Genomic DNA, 16,877 nt, shown 5'->3' with positions numbered 1-16,877 from the left:
TTGGCTCTCACACGAGTGCGTTACGTTTGGCCATTTCGATAAGTTCTACAAGGGACTTGGCCTTGAGTTTCTGCATCAGCCGTTTTTTATAAGTGCTGACGGTCTTGTTGCTGAGGAACATGCCTTTGGCGATTTCCTTGTTAGTGCGACCTTGGGCAAATAGTTGCAATACCATTAATTCCCGGTCATTAACGGCTTTGAACAGTTCCAGCTCCGTGTAGCGCACATCATCGCTGCGCACCGGGTTCAGGGCCTGACTGGGGAAGTAGTTGTAACCGGAAAGAACAGCCTTGATGGCGCTGACCAGTTCACTCAGGTCTTCTTGCTTGCACACATAACCCGATGCGCCGGACTGCATGCAGCGAATGCCGAACAGTGTGGGGCACTGCGCGGTCAGTATCAGTGTCTTGAACGGAGAGCTCATGGCATTGAAACGGGCCAGAACTTCCAGACCGTCCAGCTTCGGAATGCTGATGTCGAGAATGATCAGGTCGGGGGCGCATTCACGAACCATTTGCATGGCATCGACCCCGTTATCGGTTTCACCGACGACTTTGTAACCTTCATGTTCCAACAACATTCGAACGGCAAGACGAATAACGGGATGATCGTCGACGATAAAAACGGAGTTCATATAAAGTTCCATGCGGGCGCGAATAAAGGGCGCACCTTAGCTCAGTTGGATGAGCGGTCGCATGAAGCCCCAGTGCTTCAGTGGCAATCTAGGATTGTTCCTACAAGTAAAGAGGAATAAGACTACGCGTGAACTAGTTTTGGCTTAGGTAGAGAGTAGGGTTTCAAGTTCGGCTTTCATATTGCAAGACAGTGCCATTTTGAAGAAGCAGCTTGTTTAATGTTTGTCGTCCATCCGTGGATTGTTGTTTCGGGTTTTGACGGCGACATAGAGCGCAACTGTCAACTTGAAGCAGGAAGCTTGTTGCGCTCCCGCAATTCGCGCCCGACCGGTCAAGGTTTTGAACGGTCGGGCAGCGACTCAATGACTGGAACGCCCCGTCATTTCCAGAGCCATGTCACTGGCGTAGCTGTCGGTCATGCCGGCGATGAAGTCGATCATGCGCAGGAACGATGCGTGCAGTGGGCCGTGTGGATCTGGTGCGTTGTTGCCCAGCAAATCGAGAATCCTGCGGCTCTTGAAGGACGGTGTACGGCCGTTGTGCTGTTCCAGGGCGGCGCCGCAAAACGCGTTGAGCAGAATTTCCAGTGTTGTGTAGGCACCGATCTCATGCAGGGTCTTGCGTTTGTCCTGAAAGATTTTCTTTCGGGCGATGTCCTTGGCATTCAGCACGCAACGTTTGGCCGGACCATGCATGTGCTCCACAAGATCACCATGCAGCGTCCCGGCCAGCAGTGCGTCCTGTTGCTCGACGAAGGCCCGGGCGGCGGCGTTGGTCAGGTGCTCGATGGCCTTGCCCCGCAGGATCGCCAGTTTGCGCCGGCGTGAATCCAGCGGACCCAGTTGCCGATAGGTTTCCGGCAGATCATCGCCGACCAGACCGAGCAGCAGCGACTCGACCTCGGCGTATTCCAGCAACTCCATCTCCAGGCCATCTTCCAGATCGATCAGCGCATAGCAGATATCGTCCGCCGCCTCCATCAGATAGACCAGCGGATGACGGGCCCAGCGTTGCTCCTCAAGTTGCGGCAGGCCGAGCTTGTGGGCTATTTGCTCCAGCAGAGGCAGCTCGCTCTGATAGCAGCCGAACTTGTGTTTCTTGTAACCCAGAGAGTCGGCGTGACGGGCGGTCCACGGGTACTTGAGGTAAGTGCCGAGGGTCGCGTAGGTCAACCGGGTGCCCCCGTCGAACTGGTGATATTCCAGTTGCGTGAGAACCCGGAACCCTTGGGCATTGCCTTCGAAATTCAGGAAGTCCCCGCGCTCGGCATCACTCATCGCATCCAGCCAGCCGCGTCCGGCGGCCTGCTGGAACCAATGGCGAATGGCGTCTTCGCCGGAATGGCCGAAAGGCGGATTGCCGATGTCATGGGCCAGGCAGGCGGACTGCACGACCATGCCCAGGTCGCTCGGTTCGCACCATTCGGGCAGTGCGCGACGCAGGGTTTCACCGACGCGCATGCCCAGTGAACGACCGACGCAACTGACTTCCAGCGAGTGGGTCAGGCGTGTGTGGATGTGGTCGTTGCTCGACACGGGATGCACCTGAGTCTTGCGGCCCAGGCGGCGAAAGGCGCCGGAGAAAATGATGCGGTCATGATCTTTGTGGAACGGGCTGCGGCCGAGTTCCTGCGGGCTGTGCAGCGGCTTGCCGAGACGTTCGCGGTTGAGCAGGGTTTGCCAATCCAAGGCTGATTCTCTCCGTCGGGTGACTGGTGCCCTAGCTTCCCGGTTCGGGCGAGTGTCTGCAAGCGCAACTACAACCCGGCGGCGTCGATGTCGATCAACAGCAGGCGCTCGCCATTGTCGAAAAACTGTCCGGCGGTCAGGCAGTACTGGTTGCTGGTGGCATCGCGGTAGGTGTTGGAAAGCGTCAGCCGGCGTTCTTCCCAGCCTTCGGCCAGAAGATGGTAGAAGTAGGGGCGCCAGGACCAGTTGTGGCCCAGATAACGGTTGTCGGCGACCCAACCACTTTGGCGCCATTCCAGATTCGGTGTCAGTTGCGTGCCCTGGCGATCGCACTGATAAAACCGCAGCAACCACGGAAAGGCATCCAGTTGCGGCAACGCACTGAGCGGTGCATGGGTCTGGGCCCAGGTCTGCAGGATCGTCATCAATTCGCTGAGCTGTTGACGCATGGTCATCAACTTGCCGCGCTCGACGAGTTTTTGCTTTACATAGGCCTGGCGCAGTTCGGCGAAGTGCTGGACGAAAGCGTCCGTCGCGAAAAATGCCTCCTGTGCCCGGGCGAACAGGAAACCCTGCACGTAGCGTGAACCACATTCCAGCGCGAAATTCAGCTGCGCTGCGGTCTCCACGCCTTCGGCGATGATCCGGCAACCGGTCTTTTCCGCCATCTGCGCCAGTGCCTTGACCACATCGCTGCTGGGTCCGCCGAGAGCTGCGGCCTGAAACAGACGCATGTCGAGCTTGAGGATGTCCGGCTGCAACGCCAGCACGCGATCGAGCTGTGAATACCCGGCGCCGAAATCGTCGATAGCGATCCGCGCCCCGGCATCGCGATAGCGCGCGACCACTTCGGACAGGCGCTGACTGTTGCCGCCCAGCTCGGTGATCTCGAAGACAATCCGCTGCGGATCGACGCCATGCCGGGCGAGTTGTTTGAGACTGGGCAGCGCCTGGTCTGCGCGCAAGCGGCTGATCCAGCGCGGAGACATGTTGAGGCTGAGAAACCAGTCCGGCGGTGCTTCGTGAAATCGGCTCAACGCATTGTCACGAATCTGCCGGTCTAGGCGGCGCAAAGCGGTAGCGGGGGTTCGCGGGTCGGCGAACAGCGGCCCGACCGATGTCAGTTGCCCGTGCGTCTGGCGCAATCGACCCAGTGCCTCGACGCCTGCAATGCGTCCGGTAGCGGTATCGATGAAAGGCTGAAAGCAGGCGAGCGGTTGCCCGTCGATCACGGGGCCTCCTTGGTCATTGTTGTTCTGGTCGAGTCCTGCCCGCCAGAAAGGCGAACGGGATTGAATCTCCGTGTGAAGAGATTCAATCCCGCCAGCAGTGCAAGAATGCAGCCAGATGTGGAGCTCAGCGTTTGCCCGAGTTCTGCATCACCAGTTTGATCAGCGGCGCAAGGCTGGTGCCGAGGCGGATCAACCGACTCAGACCGCCGACGCCACCGCTTTTCGCACCCTTGCCGGTGAGAAAGCCCAGCAGCGTCACCGCCGCCACGCCCCATAAAGGCGCGTGCTTGATGCCGAAACCGTCCTGCAGGTTTTGCGTCATGCCACGCATGCGATGCAAGGGCTGCAGCACCTGGCCGGTTTCGTGGCGGATTTCCTGACGATGCATTTCCATGCGCAGGCGGATCAGGGCCTTGCGCATTTCCCGGCGTGAGCTGTTGTGCGGAAGTTCAGGCAGGCTCATGGCAGCAGGCGCTCCCGGTCGTTGGCCAGCTCTTCCAGGGTGCCGTGGAAGGGCGAGGATTCATCGAAGATCGCAGCCTTCAGACGCAGCCCGCAGAAGATCGCCGCCAGGGTGTAGAACACACACAGGCCGATGATGGCGGCAAGTCGATACGTGTCCCAGAACACGATCAGGACGAGGGTCGACAGGCCCACCAGCAACAGCAGTGCAAACACCAGCGCGAGGCCGGCGAACAGCAACAGGCTGACGGTTCGTGCCTTCTGTTCCTGCAGCTCGATGCCGAACAATTCGACGTGACTGTGCAATAGACCGAGTACGGCTGCACCCAGGCGCCGTGTGGAAGAGGCAGTGCCCGCAGTCGGGCCCGATTCACCGATCGACATGATCAGCGCCGCGTGGCCAGCAGGCCGATCAGAAAGCCTACCCCGGCGGCGATGCCCACCGATTGCCATGGATTGGCCGACACGTAATCTTCAGTGGCGGTGACCGCAGCCTGTCCACGCTGGCGCAGGGTGTCTTCGGTCAGCTTCAGGGTTTCCCGCGCGCGCAGCAGACTTTCATGGATCTGTTCACGCAACTCATCAGCCTGGTCACCGGCCAGCGTGGCGGTGTGTTCCAGCAACCGTTCGGTGTCGCTGACCAGGGTCTGGAAGTCGTTCATCAGGATTTCTTGAGCAGTCTTTGCCTTGGTGCTGGCCATTGGGGATCTCCGTAAGTGGCGGTCTGAAGCGGCTTCTGAAACTTTCGAGTATGAGCCTTGCGTGAAGGTTCAGTACAAATGACTGGTACATCTTTTGCTGTGTCGTGGTGCGTCATACGGCATCAGTGCGCTGTTGCCGGGCGCGACACCGGGAAATCATAGCCCGGATGATACGGGTTCAGCTCAGGACATCGACCTCGTGCGCCAAAGCGGTTCAGCGGCCCCTTGGGTTCGTGACTGCGCGGTCGCAACTTGGTGCATGAAATGTCTGCATGAACCGATTTGGTGCCTTTTTCAGCCTTGGGTCTGCCTCTTCATGGAAAATCTGCAAAGCGCGGTGGATACGCTCGTTCACAGTTCCAACACGTTGTTCATTCTTATCGGCGCGGTCATGGTGCTGGCCATGCACGCCGGTTTCGCCTTTCTGGAGGTCGGAACGGTTCGACAGAAGAATCAGGTCAACGCCCTGTCGAAGATTCTCAGCGACTTCGCAGTGTCGACGCTGGCCTATTTCTTTATAGGCTATTGGATTTCGTACGGGGTGACGTTCCTGCAACCGGCGGCGGTGCTCAGCGCCGATCATGGTTACGGGTTGGTGAAGTTTTTCTTCCTGCTGACGTTCGCCGCGGCGATTCCGGCAATCATTTCCGGCGGCATTGCCGAGCGGGCACGGTTCGTTCCGCAGTTGTGCGCGACGGCGCTGATCGTTGCATTCATCTATCCGTTTTTCGAGGGGATGATCTGGAACGGCAACTATGGTCTGCAAGCCTGGCTGGCCGCGCGATTCGGCGCCGCGTTTCATGATTTCGCCGGCTCCGTGGTGGTTCACGCCATGGGCGGCTGGCTGGCGCTGGCGGCGGTGCTGTTGCTGGGCCCGCGCAACGGCCGCTATCGCGATGGCCGGTTGGTGGCCTTCGCGCCTTCGAGCATTCCGTTTCTGGCGCTGGGCTCGTGGATCCTGATTGTCGGCTGGTTCGGCTTCAACGTGATGAGCGCGCAAACCCTGCAAGGCGTCAGCGGGCTGGTGGCGGTCAATTCGTTGATGGCGATGGTGGGCGGCACGGTGGCGGCGCTGATCGTCGGGCGCAATGACCCGGGCTTTCTGCACAACGGCCCGTTGGCCGGTCTGGTGGCGGTGTGTGCCGGCTCTGACCTGATGCATCCGGTGGGCGCGCTGGTGACCGGTGTGATTGCTGGCGCCCTGTTTGTCTGGTGCTTCACGGCGGCGCAGGTCAAATGGCGGATCGACGACGTGCTGGGTGTCTGGCCGTTGCACGGCTTGTGTGGCGTGTGGGGTGGCATCGCCTGCGGGATCTTCGGCTCGACCGCGTTGGGCGGGCTTGGCGGCGTCAGCCTGATCAGCCAGTTGATCGGCACGGCGTTGGGCGTGCTGGTCGCGCTGGTCGGCGGTTTCGCCGTGTATGGTTCGATCAAGGCGATGCATGGTCTGCGCCTCAGCCAGGAGCAGGAGTATTACGGCGCTGATCTTTCGCTGCACAAGATCGGCGCGGTGAGCCAGGACTAGATCTCTTCATCTTCGGCACCCGGGTAAAAACCATGCAGCAGGCGATAGCGGTCGATGCGCACCCGATCGACTTTCTCCTGCACCTGGTGTGCCGGCAGACCAAGCAGAATCAAGGCATGAGAGGCAAGCATCAGGCTTGATTCCAACAACTCCGGCACCACTTCGCTGGCGCCGGCGGCTTTCAGTTCGGCCCACTGGCTGTCATCGCGGGTGCGTACCAGAATCGGCACTTTCGGGTTGAGTCGCCGGGCTTCCTTGAGCACCCGCAAGGCGACATCGCTCTGATCCACGGCAATCACCAGCAATCTGGCGCGGAGCAAGCCGACCGCGGTCAGCAGGTCGGCGCGGGAGGAATCGCCGTAATGCACGTCGCGTTCGACGGTTGCCGCTTCCTGTATGCGCACCGGATCATTGTCCAGCGCGACATAAGGCTGCCCGGCATTGCGCATGAAGCGTCCGATCGACTGACCGACACGGCCGTAACCGCAGATCACCACATGCTGGTCGAAGCCGGCATTAAGGGCGCTGATTTCCTCGATCTGTGCTTCCTGATTGGGTTTGCGGTGCAGTGCGGCGGCGATGCGCGGTGCAGCGCGCAGCATCAGCGGCGTCAGCAGCATCGAGCAAAATGTCGCGGCCAGCAGAAGGGCACCGAGGTCGGCGGGCATCAGTTGATTCTGCTGCATCTGCGCCATCAGGGCGAAACAGAACTCGCCTCCCTGAGCCAGTGCCAGGCCGCTGCGCCAGGCGGTTTCATTGTCGTTGCCACGCCATTTCACCAGCAGCGCCACCACTGAGCCCTTGATCACCAGCAGACCCAGAGTCATGGCGAGAATCAGCAGACTGTGGCTGGCGAACAGTTGCAGGTCGATCAGCATGCCGATGCTGACGAAGAACAGGCCGAGCAGGATGTCGCGGAACGGCCGGAGATCGGCTTCGATCTGGTGCCGGTAATGACTCTCCCCCAGCAGCATGCCGGCGAGGAACGCGCCGAGGGCTGGCGACAGACCGAGCAGGTGAGTCAGCCATGCCGTGAGCAATACGATCACCAGCGCCAACAGCACAAACAGCTCGGCCGAACGTGATGCCGCCACTTCCTGGAACAAGCGCGGCAACAGCCAGCGACTGGCCAGCAGCAAACCGAAAAACAGCACCACGGTCTTGATCAGTGTCAGGGGTAATGCCCAATACCAGGCCTGATCGCTGCTTCCGGCAAATACGGGGACCAGTGTCAGCAACAACACGGCCACCACATCCTGAAACAACAAGACGCCCACTGCGTTCTGGCCGTGGCTGCTGAAGATTTCTCCGAGGCTGCCCAGTTCCTTGGTGACGATGGCCGTCGATGACAACGAAAGGCCCGCGCCAAGCAACAACGCCGGCGTGAAGGGCATGCCCAGCAGCATCAGCACGCCTCCCAGCAAGGCCGTGCTGATCAGTACCTGCTGACTGCCCAGGCGAAACACCACCTGGCGCAGGGCAATCATTTTCGACAGGGAGAATTCAAGTCCCAGGGAAAACAACAGAAACACCACACCCAGTTCGGCAAGGTCCGGCAGATGCTCGCTTTCGTTGATCCAGTCGAACGCCTGCGGGCCGACCATCAATCCCACACACAGATATCCCAGCACTGGCGGCAGACGCAGGCGTCGGAACAGGGCAATCACTACCAGGGACGAGGCGAGAATGATCAACAGGTTGGCGAACACAAGACACTCCGGCAATGGTGGCGAGCTAAACAAGCGTAGAGGCAAAAAACACTGGAGCATCATGCAATTCGCCTTTTCCCGGGCTGATTTGCGTCAGGGTTTTACGAGGATGATTCTGCTCGAAGGTTTGAAGCTTCCGATCGCTCGACGGGTTTGCGGGTCGGGCCTAGAATGACCACTCAAATTTCTGGATACAGCGCACATGCTTCCTGAATGCCAGTTGTTCGGCACCCTGGGGTGCCATCTGTGTGAAGTCGCCGAAGCCGAGTTGATGCCATTTGTCGAGCATGGCCTGCTGGTGGAACTGGTGGACATCGCTGAGGATGAGTCCTGGTTCGAGGCCTACAGTCTGCGGATTCCGGTTCTGCGACGAACCGATACCGGCGCGGAACTGGGGTGGCCATTCAGCGCCGATCAGGTGGTGGCATTCCTGCGTTGATCCTCTTGCGCCCATTCATCGCGGCGATCATCCATCCTTGGCACTGGCCGGATTATTCGGTTACTGTATGCGCATACAGTAATTGAGTGTGGCTGGTCATGCTGTGTCCTCTCTGGACAATGTGCAGGGCAGTCGGTACGCCAGAGGGATGAATCGTGGTCAATGTCGAACAGTTGAAAAGCAGCGTGAACCGGATGTCGGTCGACGTGGTGCGCGAGGCGGTCCACGAGTTGCGTCTGGACGGTCTGGTCACGGAAGGCAAGACGCCGTTCAACAAGCTCCATTTCAATACCTGCTTTGCCGAGATCGAGGCGTTGTTTCAGCGCGCCGGCTACCACAAGCAACTGGATGTGGTCGGCTATCAGGGATTGCTGTACGCGTTGTATGACCCGGGTCGCTGGGAGGCCGTCGATGTGCTGCGCTGGTTGAAGGAATTCACTGAAGCGGCGGCCCTCAAGTCGATCCCTGCCTGATTCCGCTAGGCCCGTCGTGTGCTGTGCTGGATAATGCCGCTCTGTTTTGAGGGTTCGAGTTTTCCGTATGTCCAGCGCACCAACATTTTCCGCCGCACAGAATCAGGCCAGCACGCTTTATCTGCCCCCCGGTGACTGGCGGACGGTGTTCGATTGTCTCTGCGATCATTTCAGTGCCATCGGGCGTGAGCAATGGCTCGACAGGATTGCGCGGGGGCGTGTACTGGACGGTCAGGGGCAACCGATAGCAGTGGACTTGCCCTACAAAGAAGGCATGCGTATCCACTATTTTCGTGAAGTCCCGGATGAAAAACCGATTCCGGTGATCGAGTCGATTCTGTATGCGGACGAGCATCTGGTCGTGGCGGACAAGCCGCACTTTCTCCCCGTGACTCCGGCGGGTGAATATGTGGAGCAGACGTTACTGCGCAGGTTGATTCGCCGTCTGGACAATCCGCATCTGGTGCCGCTGCACCGAATTGACCGGCACACCGCCGGTTTGGTGATTTTCTCGGCCAATCCCCAGAGTCGTTCGGCCTATCAGTCATTGTTCCCGACACGGCAAATCGAAAAGCGTTATGAGGCGATTGCAGCCGCGCTTCCGGGACTGGACTTTCCTTTGGTGCACAAAAGCCGGCTGGTTGATGGAGAGCCTTTTTTCCGCATGCAGGAGGTTCCGGGCGTCAGTAATACCGAGACTGCAGTGGAGGTTCGAGAACGCAACGGCGAACTCTGGCGCTATGGCCTGTTTCCAGTGACCGGAAAAAAACATCAGTTACGGGTGCATATGACGGCGCTGGGCGCGAGCATCTGCAATGATCCGTTCTATCCCGAGGTGCTCAAGGATGTTGAGGATGACTATTCAAAACCACTCAAGCTTCTGGCGCAGGGTTTGCGGTTCATCGATCCGGTCACGGGGCAGGTACGTGAATTTGAAAGCCGGATCACTCTGGACTGGTGATCTGTAGAGCAACATTCTACCGCCCATGAAAAAGCCCGCATCATGCGGGCTTTTTCGTGTCAGGGGGCGCTTACAGCTCTTTAACGGTGCGAACCTGATCCTTGTTGATGCGAGTCTGCTTGCCGTCCAGTTGCTCGAACTCGTAGAAGCCCGAATCCTTGTCGTATTTAGGCGAGTCGACGGCCTGGATTTCGCGACCGTCATTCAAGGTGATCACCGTTGGCGAAGCGCAACCGGCGAGGGTGGCCAGGCCCAGTGCGAGCATGAAAGTGGCGAGAGTCCGTTGAGTCATGTGTTTGTCTCCGAAGGGAATTCTTTTGGTTACTGAACTTGTAGACGTATGCAAGGCGTGAGAGTTCCTTGAATGCGGTCAGTCTGACACAGTGTTATGAGAGCTTAACAGTTCCGGGGTATTGAGATTGGCCAGTCGCGGGTCGTTGTCCGGGCAGATCAGAGCCTGGGCGCCAAGGCTGCGCATGAGCCGGCCCGGGCTGCGTTCTCCTTCGTGCCAGGCGTCTTCGAACGCTGGCAGCAGCGCCACCGGGATGACGCAAAGCAAGGGTTCCCAGTGGTCATCATGACGCAGCATCAACGGATTTTCAGGGTGCAGGCTGGCGGTCTCGCGCATTTCCTGGAGCAAGGGGAGGTCGATTCGCGGTACATCACAAGGCAGGACCAGCAAGTGGGTGTGGCGGGCAGCGCGCAAACCTGCGCGAATACCGGCCAGCGGCCCCGGAAAGTCCTCCACGTCATCGCTCACCAGTTGATCTGCGAAAGATGCGTAACGTTCATGATTGCGGTTGCAGGAGATGATCAGGTCATCCGTCATGGGGCGTACCTTGCGCTGCAGATGAGCGATCAGCGGTTCGCCCTGCCACTCGACGAGTCCCTTGTCCTGGCCGCCCATGCGCTGGCCGCGCCCGCCGGCCAGCAAGAGGACGGAGCAGGGTGGCAATAGCGTATTCGAAGTCATGGCGACTCTCCGCAGGTTCGGCGAAAAAATGGAGCGCTGTGATATAACACCGGGCTGTTTCCCCTACAACTGGACGAGCCTATGAAAGCCAAGGCTGATGTACCTTTCGCACCGCTCAATATCGCGGTACTCACAGTCAGTGACACCCGCACGCTGGAAACCGATACCTCCGGCCAGATGTTCGTCGACCGTTTGACCGCTGCCGGCCATAACCTGGCTGAGCGGGTATTGCTCAAAGATGACCTCTACAAAATCCGTGCACAAGTCGCCCATTGGATCGCCGAAGACGTCGTGCAAGTGGTGCTGATCACTGGAGGCACCGGGTTTACCGGTCGAGACAGCACGCCGGAAGCCGTTGCATGCCTGCTCGACAAACAAGTCGATGGTTTTGGTGAACTGTTCCGCCAGATTTCGGTGGCCGATATCGGCACTTCCACTGTGCAATCCCGGGCATTGGCGGGGCTGGCCAACGGTACGCTGGTCTGCTGCCTGCCGGGCTCGACCAACGCGGTACGCACCGGTTGGGACGGCATCTTGGCCGAGCAACTGGATTCACGGCACCGCCCGTGCAATTTCGTCCCTCATCTGAAACAGGCGGCTCCCTGTGAATCCCGCGGGTAAGCCTGGCAAGACCGGCAGCCTGATGCCGGTCGAGGAAGCATTGGCGCGTCTGCTGGAAATGGCGGACGCCTCGCGGATTGTCGAATCCGAGTATCTGCCACTGGCGCAGGTCGAGGGCCGGGTGCTGGCACAGGATCTGGTTTCGACACTGGATCTGCCGCCATGGCCCAACAGTGCCATGGACGGTTATGCCCTGAACCTGGCCGACCGGACCGGTGAGACGATGCCTGTCAGTCAGAAGATTTTTGCCGGTCAGGCGCCTGAACCGCTGGAGCCGGGCACCTGTGCCCGTATCTTTACAGGGGCACCCGTTCCGCCGGGCGCCGATTGCGTCGAGATGCAGGAAAACGCCGTGATCGAGTCCGACGGACGAGTGCGGTTTATCGAGCCCATGGTGTCCGGTCAGAATATCCGTCCGCAGGGACAGGAAACCACCGTCGGCGAGTTGATCCTGTCTGCCGGAACCCGTCTCGGTCCGATCGAGCAGGGGCTGGCGGCGTCTTTAGGCTGCGCCGGCCTTGAGGTGGTCCGCAAGATCCGCGTGGCAGTATTGTCCACTGGTGATGAGCTGGTCGAACCGGGAACGGCACTGGGTCCGGGGCAGATTTACAACAGCAACCGGGTGGTGCTGTGCAGCTGGCTGCAGCGATTGGGCTGTGAAGTGCTGGATGCCGGGATTCTTCCGGATGACTTGCCCACCACCCGCGCACGTCTTGGGGAGCTCAAGGAGGCCGATCTGATTCTGTCGACCGGAGGCGTATCGGTTGGGGAAGCGGATTTCCTTGGCGTTGCGCTGAGGGAAGAGGGAGAGCTGACACTCTGGAAGCTGGCAATCAAACCCGGGAAACCTTTGACTGTCGGTCACTTTCGAAGTGTTCCGGTCATCGGCCTGCCTGGTAATCCGGCATCCACCCTGGTGACCTTTGCGCTGTTGACCAAGCCCTATCTGCTGCGTCGCCAGGGTGTGCAGGATGTAGAACCTCTCAAGTTTCCAGTACCGGCTGGATTCGTCTGGCCCCAGGCCGGCAATCGGCGTGAGTTCCTGCGGGGACGCATGGAACAGGGGCACGCAACCATCTACCGCAACCAGAGCTCAGGTGTTCTGCGTAGCGCCGCCTGGGCTGATGGGTTGGTAGAAGTGCAGGAGGGGCGCACCCTGATCCAGGGAGAGATGGTGCCCTTTATTCCTCTGAGTGACCTTCTCGGCTGAACATTGAAATGCAGGCCCGGCGGGGGCCTGCATTTCTGTAAGTCATCGGCTGATCAGTGTCACGAGCTGGTCGAAGCGGCTATTGGCAACCCAGCCCAACAATCCAAGGACCACTGCTGTGGCGCCCGCAGAGTAGGCGAGACGGTGTTTGATGGCTTTGACGTCTCCTTTTACTTCGTCCATGTCACGGCGGATATATTTGAGGTGGGTTTCCAGCTCGGTGACACGAGGGTCCATGATTTTTTCTCCAGTGTTTTTGGCGCTGCTCTTGAATTCGGATTGATGGCAGGCGCGACTGCCGGAGAGGGGGGCAACCGGACTTGCTGTCATTCTTGCTTCATGACTGTGCATGGAAAATTCCGCCTGCCGCCATGAGTTTCTGCCGGCAGAAACTGCTTCTCGAATGATCTAAAGTCCGGGTGATGTTTTGACTCATTACCTGCACGTCCTTGTGTGTTATCGGGTTAAAGATTACTGCCTCAGAACCACAGTGTACGAATGGTCAGGACGGGTCAATTGAGCCGATTCCTTACATTTCGTACGAAAAAATACCGCCTTGTAGGACGAGTAAGCCGCGCCGCTGGAAATACTTGGGATTGCGGCGGCTCTTTTACGTGCTGTGAAGGTCAAGATGTCCCGAACTGATTTAATAACGGGAGTGGCCAAGATGGATGAGCGCAGGGCATTGCTGATTCTGCATGGCAAGCAGGCACTTAACGAAGCGGTTCGCGCCGCCGTTGAACACAAACGCAAGCAGGGCTGGGAATTGGCGGTACGTCTGACCTGGGAGGCCGGTGATGCCCAGCGTCTGGTGGAAGAGGCGCTGGCGGCCGGATACAGGCAGATCATCGCCGGCGGCGGGGATGGCACTTTGCGCGATATCGCCGAGGCGTTGGCGGCTCATTCACACAAGGCCAGTCTGGTGTTGTTGCCGCTGGGAACCGCCAACGATTTTTCCCGCGCGGCCGGTATTCCTCTGGAGCCGGCCGAAGCGCTCGAGTTGCTCGATAGACCTCCAAGTGACATCGATCTTGGCGAAGTGGGCGGGCAGATATTCCTGAACATGGCCACCGGTGGATTTGGCAGCCAGGTCACTGCCAACACCTCGGAGGATCTGAAAAAAGTGCTGGGGGGCGCGGCCTATCTGTTTACGGGGCTGTCGCGATTCAGTGAACTGCGTACCGCCTATGGCGAATTACAGGGACTGGGCTTCCACTGGAGCGGTGAAATGCTCGCGCTGGGCATCGGTAACGGTCGCCAGGCGGGTGGAGGGCATGTCTTGTGTCCGGAGGCGCTGGTGAACGACGGTCTGCTGGATATCAGTATCCTGCCGGCACCGCAGGAGTTGGTCGGGACACTGAAAAGCCTGCTCAGCGACGGTTTCGGCATCGACAACATGTTTGTGCGCGCGCGTTTGCCCTGGGTTGAAATCAAGGCCGCCGAAGGGCTCTGCATCAATCTCGATGGCGAGCCGCTGGAAGGTGACAATCTGCGGTTTGCCGCGCGCCCGGCGGCGTTGCGTATGCATTTGCCGGAGAACTCACCGCTGTTGAGCGGTACGCGGCGGGTCAGTCGTCCAGGCTGATGATCTGTTCCCGCACGGCAAACAGCACCAGTCCTGCCACGTCGTAGATCTGCAGGCGTTTCATGATTTGCGAGCGGTGGGTTTCCACGGTCTTGATGCTCAGGCCCAGGCCATTGGCGATCTCGCGTGTGGACTTGCCGCGCACGATCAGGCGCAAAATTTCCAGTTGGCGGGCCGTGAGGTTATGCGAGTCGGCGACTTCCGGTTGCAGCTTCTGGTTGCGGGTCAGCGCCTGATTGATCACCGTGTGGGCGATGGCGGGGCTCAGGTAGCGTTCGTTGTTGCGTAGCGCTTCCAGTGCATGCTCCAGTTCGGTGGCGGTGGTGTCCTTGAGCAGATAGCCATGGGCACCGGACTCCAGCGCCTGCATGATCAGGGCAGGGTCGGTATGCATCGAAAGGATCAGCACTTTGCTGTGCGGGCGGACTCGTCTGAGCCGCTGCAAGGCTTCGAGGCCGCCGGTTTCTTTCATGGAAATGTCCAGAAGGACGATATCGGGATTCAGTTGCTCGACCATTTCAAGCAACTGCGAGCCGTCATTGGCCTCGCCGATTACCGCATAGCCCGGAATATCCAGCACCAGAGCGCGCACGCCGGCTCTGATCAGCGAGTGGTCATCCACCAGAAGTAAGTTACAAGTCAACGCATAACCTTATTCGTACTGGCCCGCTCGAGTGCCCTTGGCGCCCAGGGGAATAGTGCTTCGATTTGAGTGCCTTTGTCCGGCTCGCTCGTCACGTTCAGGGTGCCGCCCAGTTGCTCGATTCTTTCGGCCATCCCGGCCATCCCTCGTTGCCCTTCACGACCGGGATCGGCAGCCGGGGCAAAACCCAGACCGTCATCGCTGATCAGCAGGCTCAGGCCTTGGTGAAGACGCTGTACACGGATCAGCAGGTTTTTGGCCTGCGCATGACGCAGGATGTTGGTCACCGCTTCCTGAGTGATTCGAAAGGCCGCGACCGCCATTTCTTCAGGAATGCCATTGAGGCGCTGCTGGCAGTCGAGACTCCAGTGAATCGAGGTATTGGCCAGGGTCTTGAGCAAGTGCGCGCGCAGGCTGGCTTCCAGGCCGAGGCTGGTCAGTTGCCGCGGGTTGAGAATGGCCGAAACGTCGCGGACTTTGTCGAGGGTTTCCTCAAGGGTGTCACAGAGTGCCGAGCACTGTTCCTGGAGATCGTCCGGCAGGCGTCGCCTGAGCCATTCGCTCTGCAGTTTGGCGGCGGTCAGCAGCTGACCGATGTCGTCATGCAGTTCGCGACTGAGACGATGACGTTCGTTTTCCTGCACTTCGAGCAAGCGGTCGGCCAGCTCCTGGGGCTGGAACTTGATCGATTTTCGCGACAGGCGATGCTGTATCCAGACGCAACCTGCGGCTGCGACATTGATCAGCAGCAAACCAATCGACACCGGTGCGGCCAAGCCATAAGTCAACAGGCTGCCGGCCGCCGCGCCAATGCAGAGCATGAGCGTGAACCGGCGTGCGTTTTCTCGGGAGGGAGGCCATGTGATGATTGACTTGAGGCTGGCGTACATAGCGGATGGAGCCAATGGATGTTCGCTGCGGGCAGACCGGTCTGAGTGACTGGCGGTCTCTGTCTGAAAATACTGTGGTTCAGGCTGTTGATTCAACAAGGTTCAGTGATCGGTAATTGACTGCCAACTTTGCTGCAGACCGGTCATTGAAGTCACTGTGCCATTAAGTGAAAGCAACTAACGGGCGGCATAATACCACTTAACATACCGTTGGTCGCGTTCACCCTATATGTCCGAAGAGTCAGGAAATACGCCATGTTGGACGCGAGTTCCATAATGGAAAAAGTTGATTTGCCGAACCCGATAATTATCCATGTAATCCGAAGTTTTCATTTTTCATACACGGGTAAACCCTGACTTCAGTGGTGGTGAGTCTGGATGTGTGAAACATGATTATTTGTTTGGAGGTGTCGCGGGCAGGCATGAGTTAATCAATTGCGACATTCGATGCTTCAAACTAACGGTGTTGCAAAGGACGCCAGGTGCTCGCGTTTAAGCTTGTCGCTCCGAGTAAGACACGAGGGACAGGGGTTTGCCTTTGAGTGGTGGCTGAAACTGGCTCTGTCCGACCTGAAAGGCGAACGCTTCGATGAGGGACGTCTGCTCGCTGTCGTCCAGGCTCAACTGGCCGGTGCTCGGGTCGATCAGTTCAAGCTGCCAGGCCATCAAGGTGAAGCAGTCCTTCAGGGCATCCAGGGCCTCGGCATGCAGGTCGACACGGTCCTGTGCCTGGCTGAGCAGGCCATGCAGGTGCAGAGAGAATTCGGAGACCGCCTCCAGCGCCAGGGCATCGGCCTTGTTCGCCAGCTTGAGGAGGGTGCTGAGCATGCAGTCGATGGCGTCCCTGTCATTGCTGATCAGTTGCAAGTGACTCAGGCACTCTTCGGACTTGGCCAGGAGCATTTCAGCCTCGACGAGAAATTCGGGGAACCGCTGTGCCCACTCTTTACGGTCGTTCGGCATGCTTATCTCCACAACGTCATGTCTGATGAGCGAATGTCGTGTGTGTCGACGATCATGAACCGTCGTGAGATCGCGCCCTGCAGTGCCGAGGAGGCTGGTGCCGGGGGTTTCGAGAGGAGAGGGTTCCACTGACCTGCGATCGCACACAAAAGCCTGACTCCGTTCAT

General features: G+C 59.0%; 20 protein-coding genes. 7 read left to right on the top strand and 13 right to left on the bottom strand.

Annotated features, from left to right (window positions below; genetic code table 11):
* Positions 1-7 precede the first annotated feature (7 nt).
* The 6 genes from ACSPX5_RS14885 to ACSPX5_RS14860 all read right to left on the bottom strand — a co-directional run bounded on the left by ACSPX5_RS14885 (position 8) and on the right by ACSPX5_RS14860 (position 4,718).
* Complete coding sequence (locus ACSPX5_RS14885) at positions 8-634, bottom strand: response regulator transcription factor (RefSeq protein ID WP_169431307.1); 627 nt, start codon at positions 632-634, stop codon at positions 8-10.
* 360 nt (positions 635-994) lie between these two features.
* The gene (locus ACSPX5_RS14880) at positions 995-2,323 is read right to left on the bottom strand and encodes a deoxyguanosinetriphosphate triphosphohydrolase (RefSeq protein ID WP_169431306.1); all 1,329 of its coding nucleotides are present in this window, start codon (positions 2,321-2,323) and stop codon (positions 995-997) included.
* Between the two features lie 68 nt (positions 2,324-2,391).
* Positions 2,392-3,555, bottom strand: a complete 1,164-nt coding sequence (locus ACSPX5_RS14875; protein WP_439819827.1) for an EAL domain-containing protein — start codon at positions 3,553-3,555, stop codon at positions 2,392-2,394.
* A gap of 124 nt (positions 3,556-3,679) precedes the next feature.
* A complete protein-coding gene (locus tag ACSPX5_RS14870; RefSeq protein ID WP_169431304.1) occupies positions 3,680-4,018 on the bottom strand; it encodes a hypothetical protein in 339 nt (112 codons plus the stop codon).
* Positions 4,015-4,401 (bottom strand): phage holin family protein, encoded by a 387-nt coding sequence (locus ACSPX5_RS14865; RefSeq protein WP_065257074.1) that lies wholly within the window; start codon positions 4,399-4,401, stop codon positions 4,015-4,017. The genes ACSPX5_RS14870 and ACSPX5_RS14865 overlap by 4 nt, the downstream gene beginning before the upstream one ends.
* A gap of 2 nt (positions 4,402-4,403) precedes the next feature.
* Complete coding sequence (locus ACSPX5_RS14860; protein WP_134827653.1) at positions 4,404-4,718, bottom strand: DUF883 family protein; 315 nt, start codon at positions 4,716-4,718, stop codon at positions 4,404-4,406.
* Positions 4,719-5,034: 316 nt separating this feature from the next.
* On the opposite strand from ACSPX5_RS14860, the gene ACSPX5_RS14855 reads away from it, so the two are divergent.
* Positions 5,035-6,243, top strand: coding sequence for an ammonium transporter (locus ACSPX5_RS14855; RefSeq protein ID WP_169431302.1), 1,209 nt, complete (start codon positions 5,035-5,037; stop codon positions 6,241-6,243).
* On the opposite strand, the gene ACSPX5_RS14850 is transcribed toward ACSPX5_RS14855, so the two are convergent.
* Entirely contained in the window at positions 6,240-7,952 is a 1,713-nt protein-coding gene (locus ACSPX5_RS14850; protein ID WP_439819826.1) for a cation:proton antiporter, read from the bottom strand. The genes ACSPX5_RS14855 and ACSPX5_RS14850 overlap by 4 nt on opposite strands.
* Positions 7,953-8,154: 202 nt before the next feature.
* Between ACSPX5_RS14850 and ACSPX5_RS14845 the strand changes: the two genes are divergently transcribed.
* From ACSPX5_RS14845 to ACSPX5_RS14835, 3 genes are all read left to right on the top strand, one after another.
* Positions 8,155-8,391 carry a glutaredoxin family protein gene (locus ACSPX5_RS14845; RefSeq protein WP_169431300.1) on the top strand — a complete coding sequence of 79 codons (237 nt, stop codon included), beginning with the start codon at positions 8,155-8,157 and terminating at the stop codon, positions 8,389-8,391.
* Positions 8,392-8,546: 155 nt separating this feature from the next.
* Positions 8,547-8,864 (top strand): transcriptional regulator, encoded by a 318-nt coding sequence (locus ACSPX5_RS14840; RefSeq protein ID WP_085730606.1) that lies wholly within the window; start codon positions 8,547-8,549, stop codon positions 8,862-8,864.
* Between the two features lie 67 nt (positions 8,865-8,931).
* Positions 8,932-9,825 (top strand): pseudouridine synthase, encoded by an 894-nt coding sequence (locus ACSPX5_RS14835; RefSeq protein ID WP_207865462.1) that lies wholly within the window; start codon positions 8,932-8,934, stop codon positions 9,823-9,825.
* Positions 9,826-9,895: 70 nt separating this feature from the next.
* Here the strand turns inward: ACSPX5_RS14835 and ACSPX5_RS14830 are convergent, their stop codons facing one another.
* Both ACSPX5_RS14830 and mobA read right to left on the bottom strand, forming a co-directional pair.
* A complete protein-coding gene (locus tag ACSPX5_RS14830) occupies positions 9,896-10,117 on the bottom strand; it encodes a YgdI/YgdR family lipoprotein (RefSeq protein ID WP_085710733.1) in 222 nt (73 codons plus the stop codon).
* 78 nt (positions 10,118-10,195) lie between these two features.
* On the bottom strand, positions 10,196-10,798 hold the full coding sequence (gene mobA, locus ACSPX5_RS14825; protein ID WP_207865461.1) for a molybdenum cofactor guanylyltransferase MobA: 603 nt from the start codon (positions 10,796-10,798) through the stop codon (positions 10,196-10,198).
* An 81-nt stretch (positions 10,799-10,879) separates the two neighbouring features.
* Here mobA and moaB point away from each other — a divergent pair, with 81 nt between their 5' ends.
* Together moaB and ACSPX5_RS14815 are read left to right on the top strand one after the other, a co-directional pair.
* The gene (gene moaB / locus ACSPX5_RS14820; protein ID WP_207865460.1) at positions 10,880-11,419 is read left to right on the top strand and encodes a molybdenum cofactor biosynthesis protein B; all 540 of its coding nucleotides are present in this window, start codon (positions 10,880-10,882) and stop codon (positions 11,417-11,419) included.
* Positions 11,403-12,629, top strand: a complete 1,227-nt coding sequence (locus tag ACSPX5_RS14815) for a molybdopterin molybdotransferase MoeA (RefSeq protein WP_439819825.1) — start codon at positions 11,403-11,405, stop codon at positions 12,627-12,629. Before moaB ends, ACSPX5_RS14815 begins: the two co-directional genes overlap by 17 nt.
* Positions 12,630-12,671: 42 nt before the next feature.
* Here ACSPX5_RS14815 and ACSPX5_RS14810 read toward each other — a convergent pair whose 3' ends face one another.
* The gene (locus ACSPX5_RS14810; protein ID WP_169431295.1) at positions 12,672-12,980 is read right to left on the bottom strand and encodes a hypothetical protein; all 309 of its coding nucleotides are present in this window, start codon (positions 12,978-12,980) and stop codon (positions 12,672-12,674) included.
* A gap of 316 nt (positions 12,981-13,296) precedes the next feature.
* Here ACSPX5_RS14810 and yegS point away from each other — a divergent pair, with 316 nt between their 5' ends.
* A complete protein-coding gene (yegS, locus tag ACSPX5_RS14805; RefSeq protein ID WP_439819824.1) occupies positions 13,297-14,214 on the top strand; it encodes a lipid kinase YegS in 918 nt (305 codons plus the stop codon).
* Here the strand turns inward: yegS and ACSPX5_RS14800 are convergent.
* From ACSPX5_RS14800 to ACSPX5_RS14790, 3 genes are all read right to left on the bottom strand, one after another.
* Positions 14,198-14,857, bottom strand: a complete 660-nt coding sequence (locus tag ACSPX5_RS14800) for a response regulator (RefSeq protein ID WP_096821098.1) — start codon at positions 14,855-14,857, stop codon at positions 14,198-14,200. The two genes, yegS and ACSPX5_RS14800, sit on opposite strands and share 17 nt — an antisense overlap.
* Positions 14,854-15,747 (bottom strand): sensor histidine kinase, encoded by an 894-nt coding sequence (locus tag ACSPX5_RS14795; RefSeq protein ID WP_207865564.1) that lies wholly within the window; start codon positions 15,745-15,747, stop codon positions 14,854-14,856. The genes ACSPX5_RS14800 and ACSPX5_RS14795 overlap by 4 nt, the downstream gene beginning before the upstream one ends.
* 492 nt (positions 15,748-16,239) lie before the next feature.
* Complete coding sequence (locus ACSPX5_RS14790; RefSeq protein ID WP_169431293.1) at positions 16,240-16,710, bottom strand: hypothetical protein; 471 nt, start codon at positions 16,708-16,710, stop codon at positions 16,240-16,242.
* Positions 16,711-16,877 lie beyond the last annotated feature (167 nt).

This window comes from Pseudomonas sp. HLG18 (assembly GCF_051903985.1).
In the GTDB taxonomy this organism is placed as follows: Bacteria; Pseudomonadota; Gammaproteobacteria; order Pseudomonadales; family Pseudomonadaceae; genus Aquipseudomonas; species Aquipseudomonas fluorescens_BT.
This window is presented reverse-complemented; position numbering and strand designations above follow the sequence as displayed.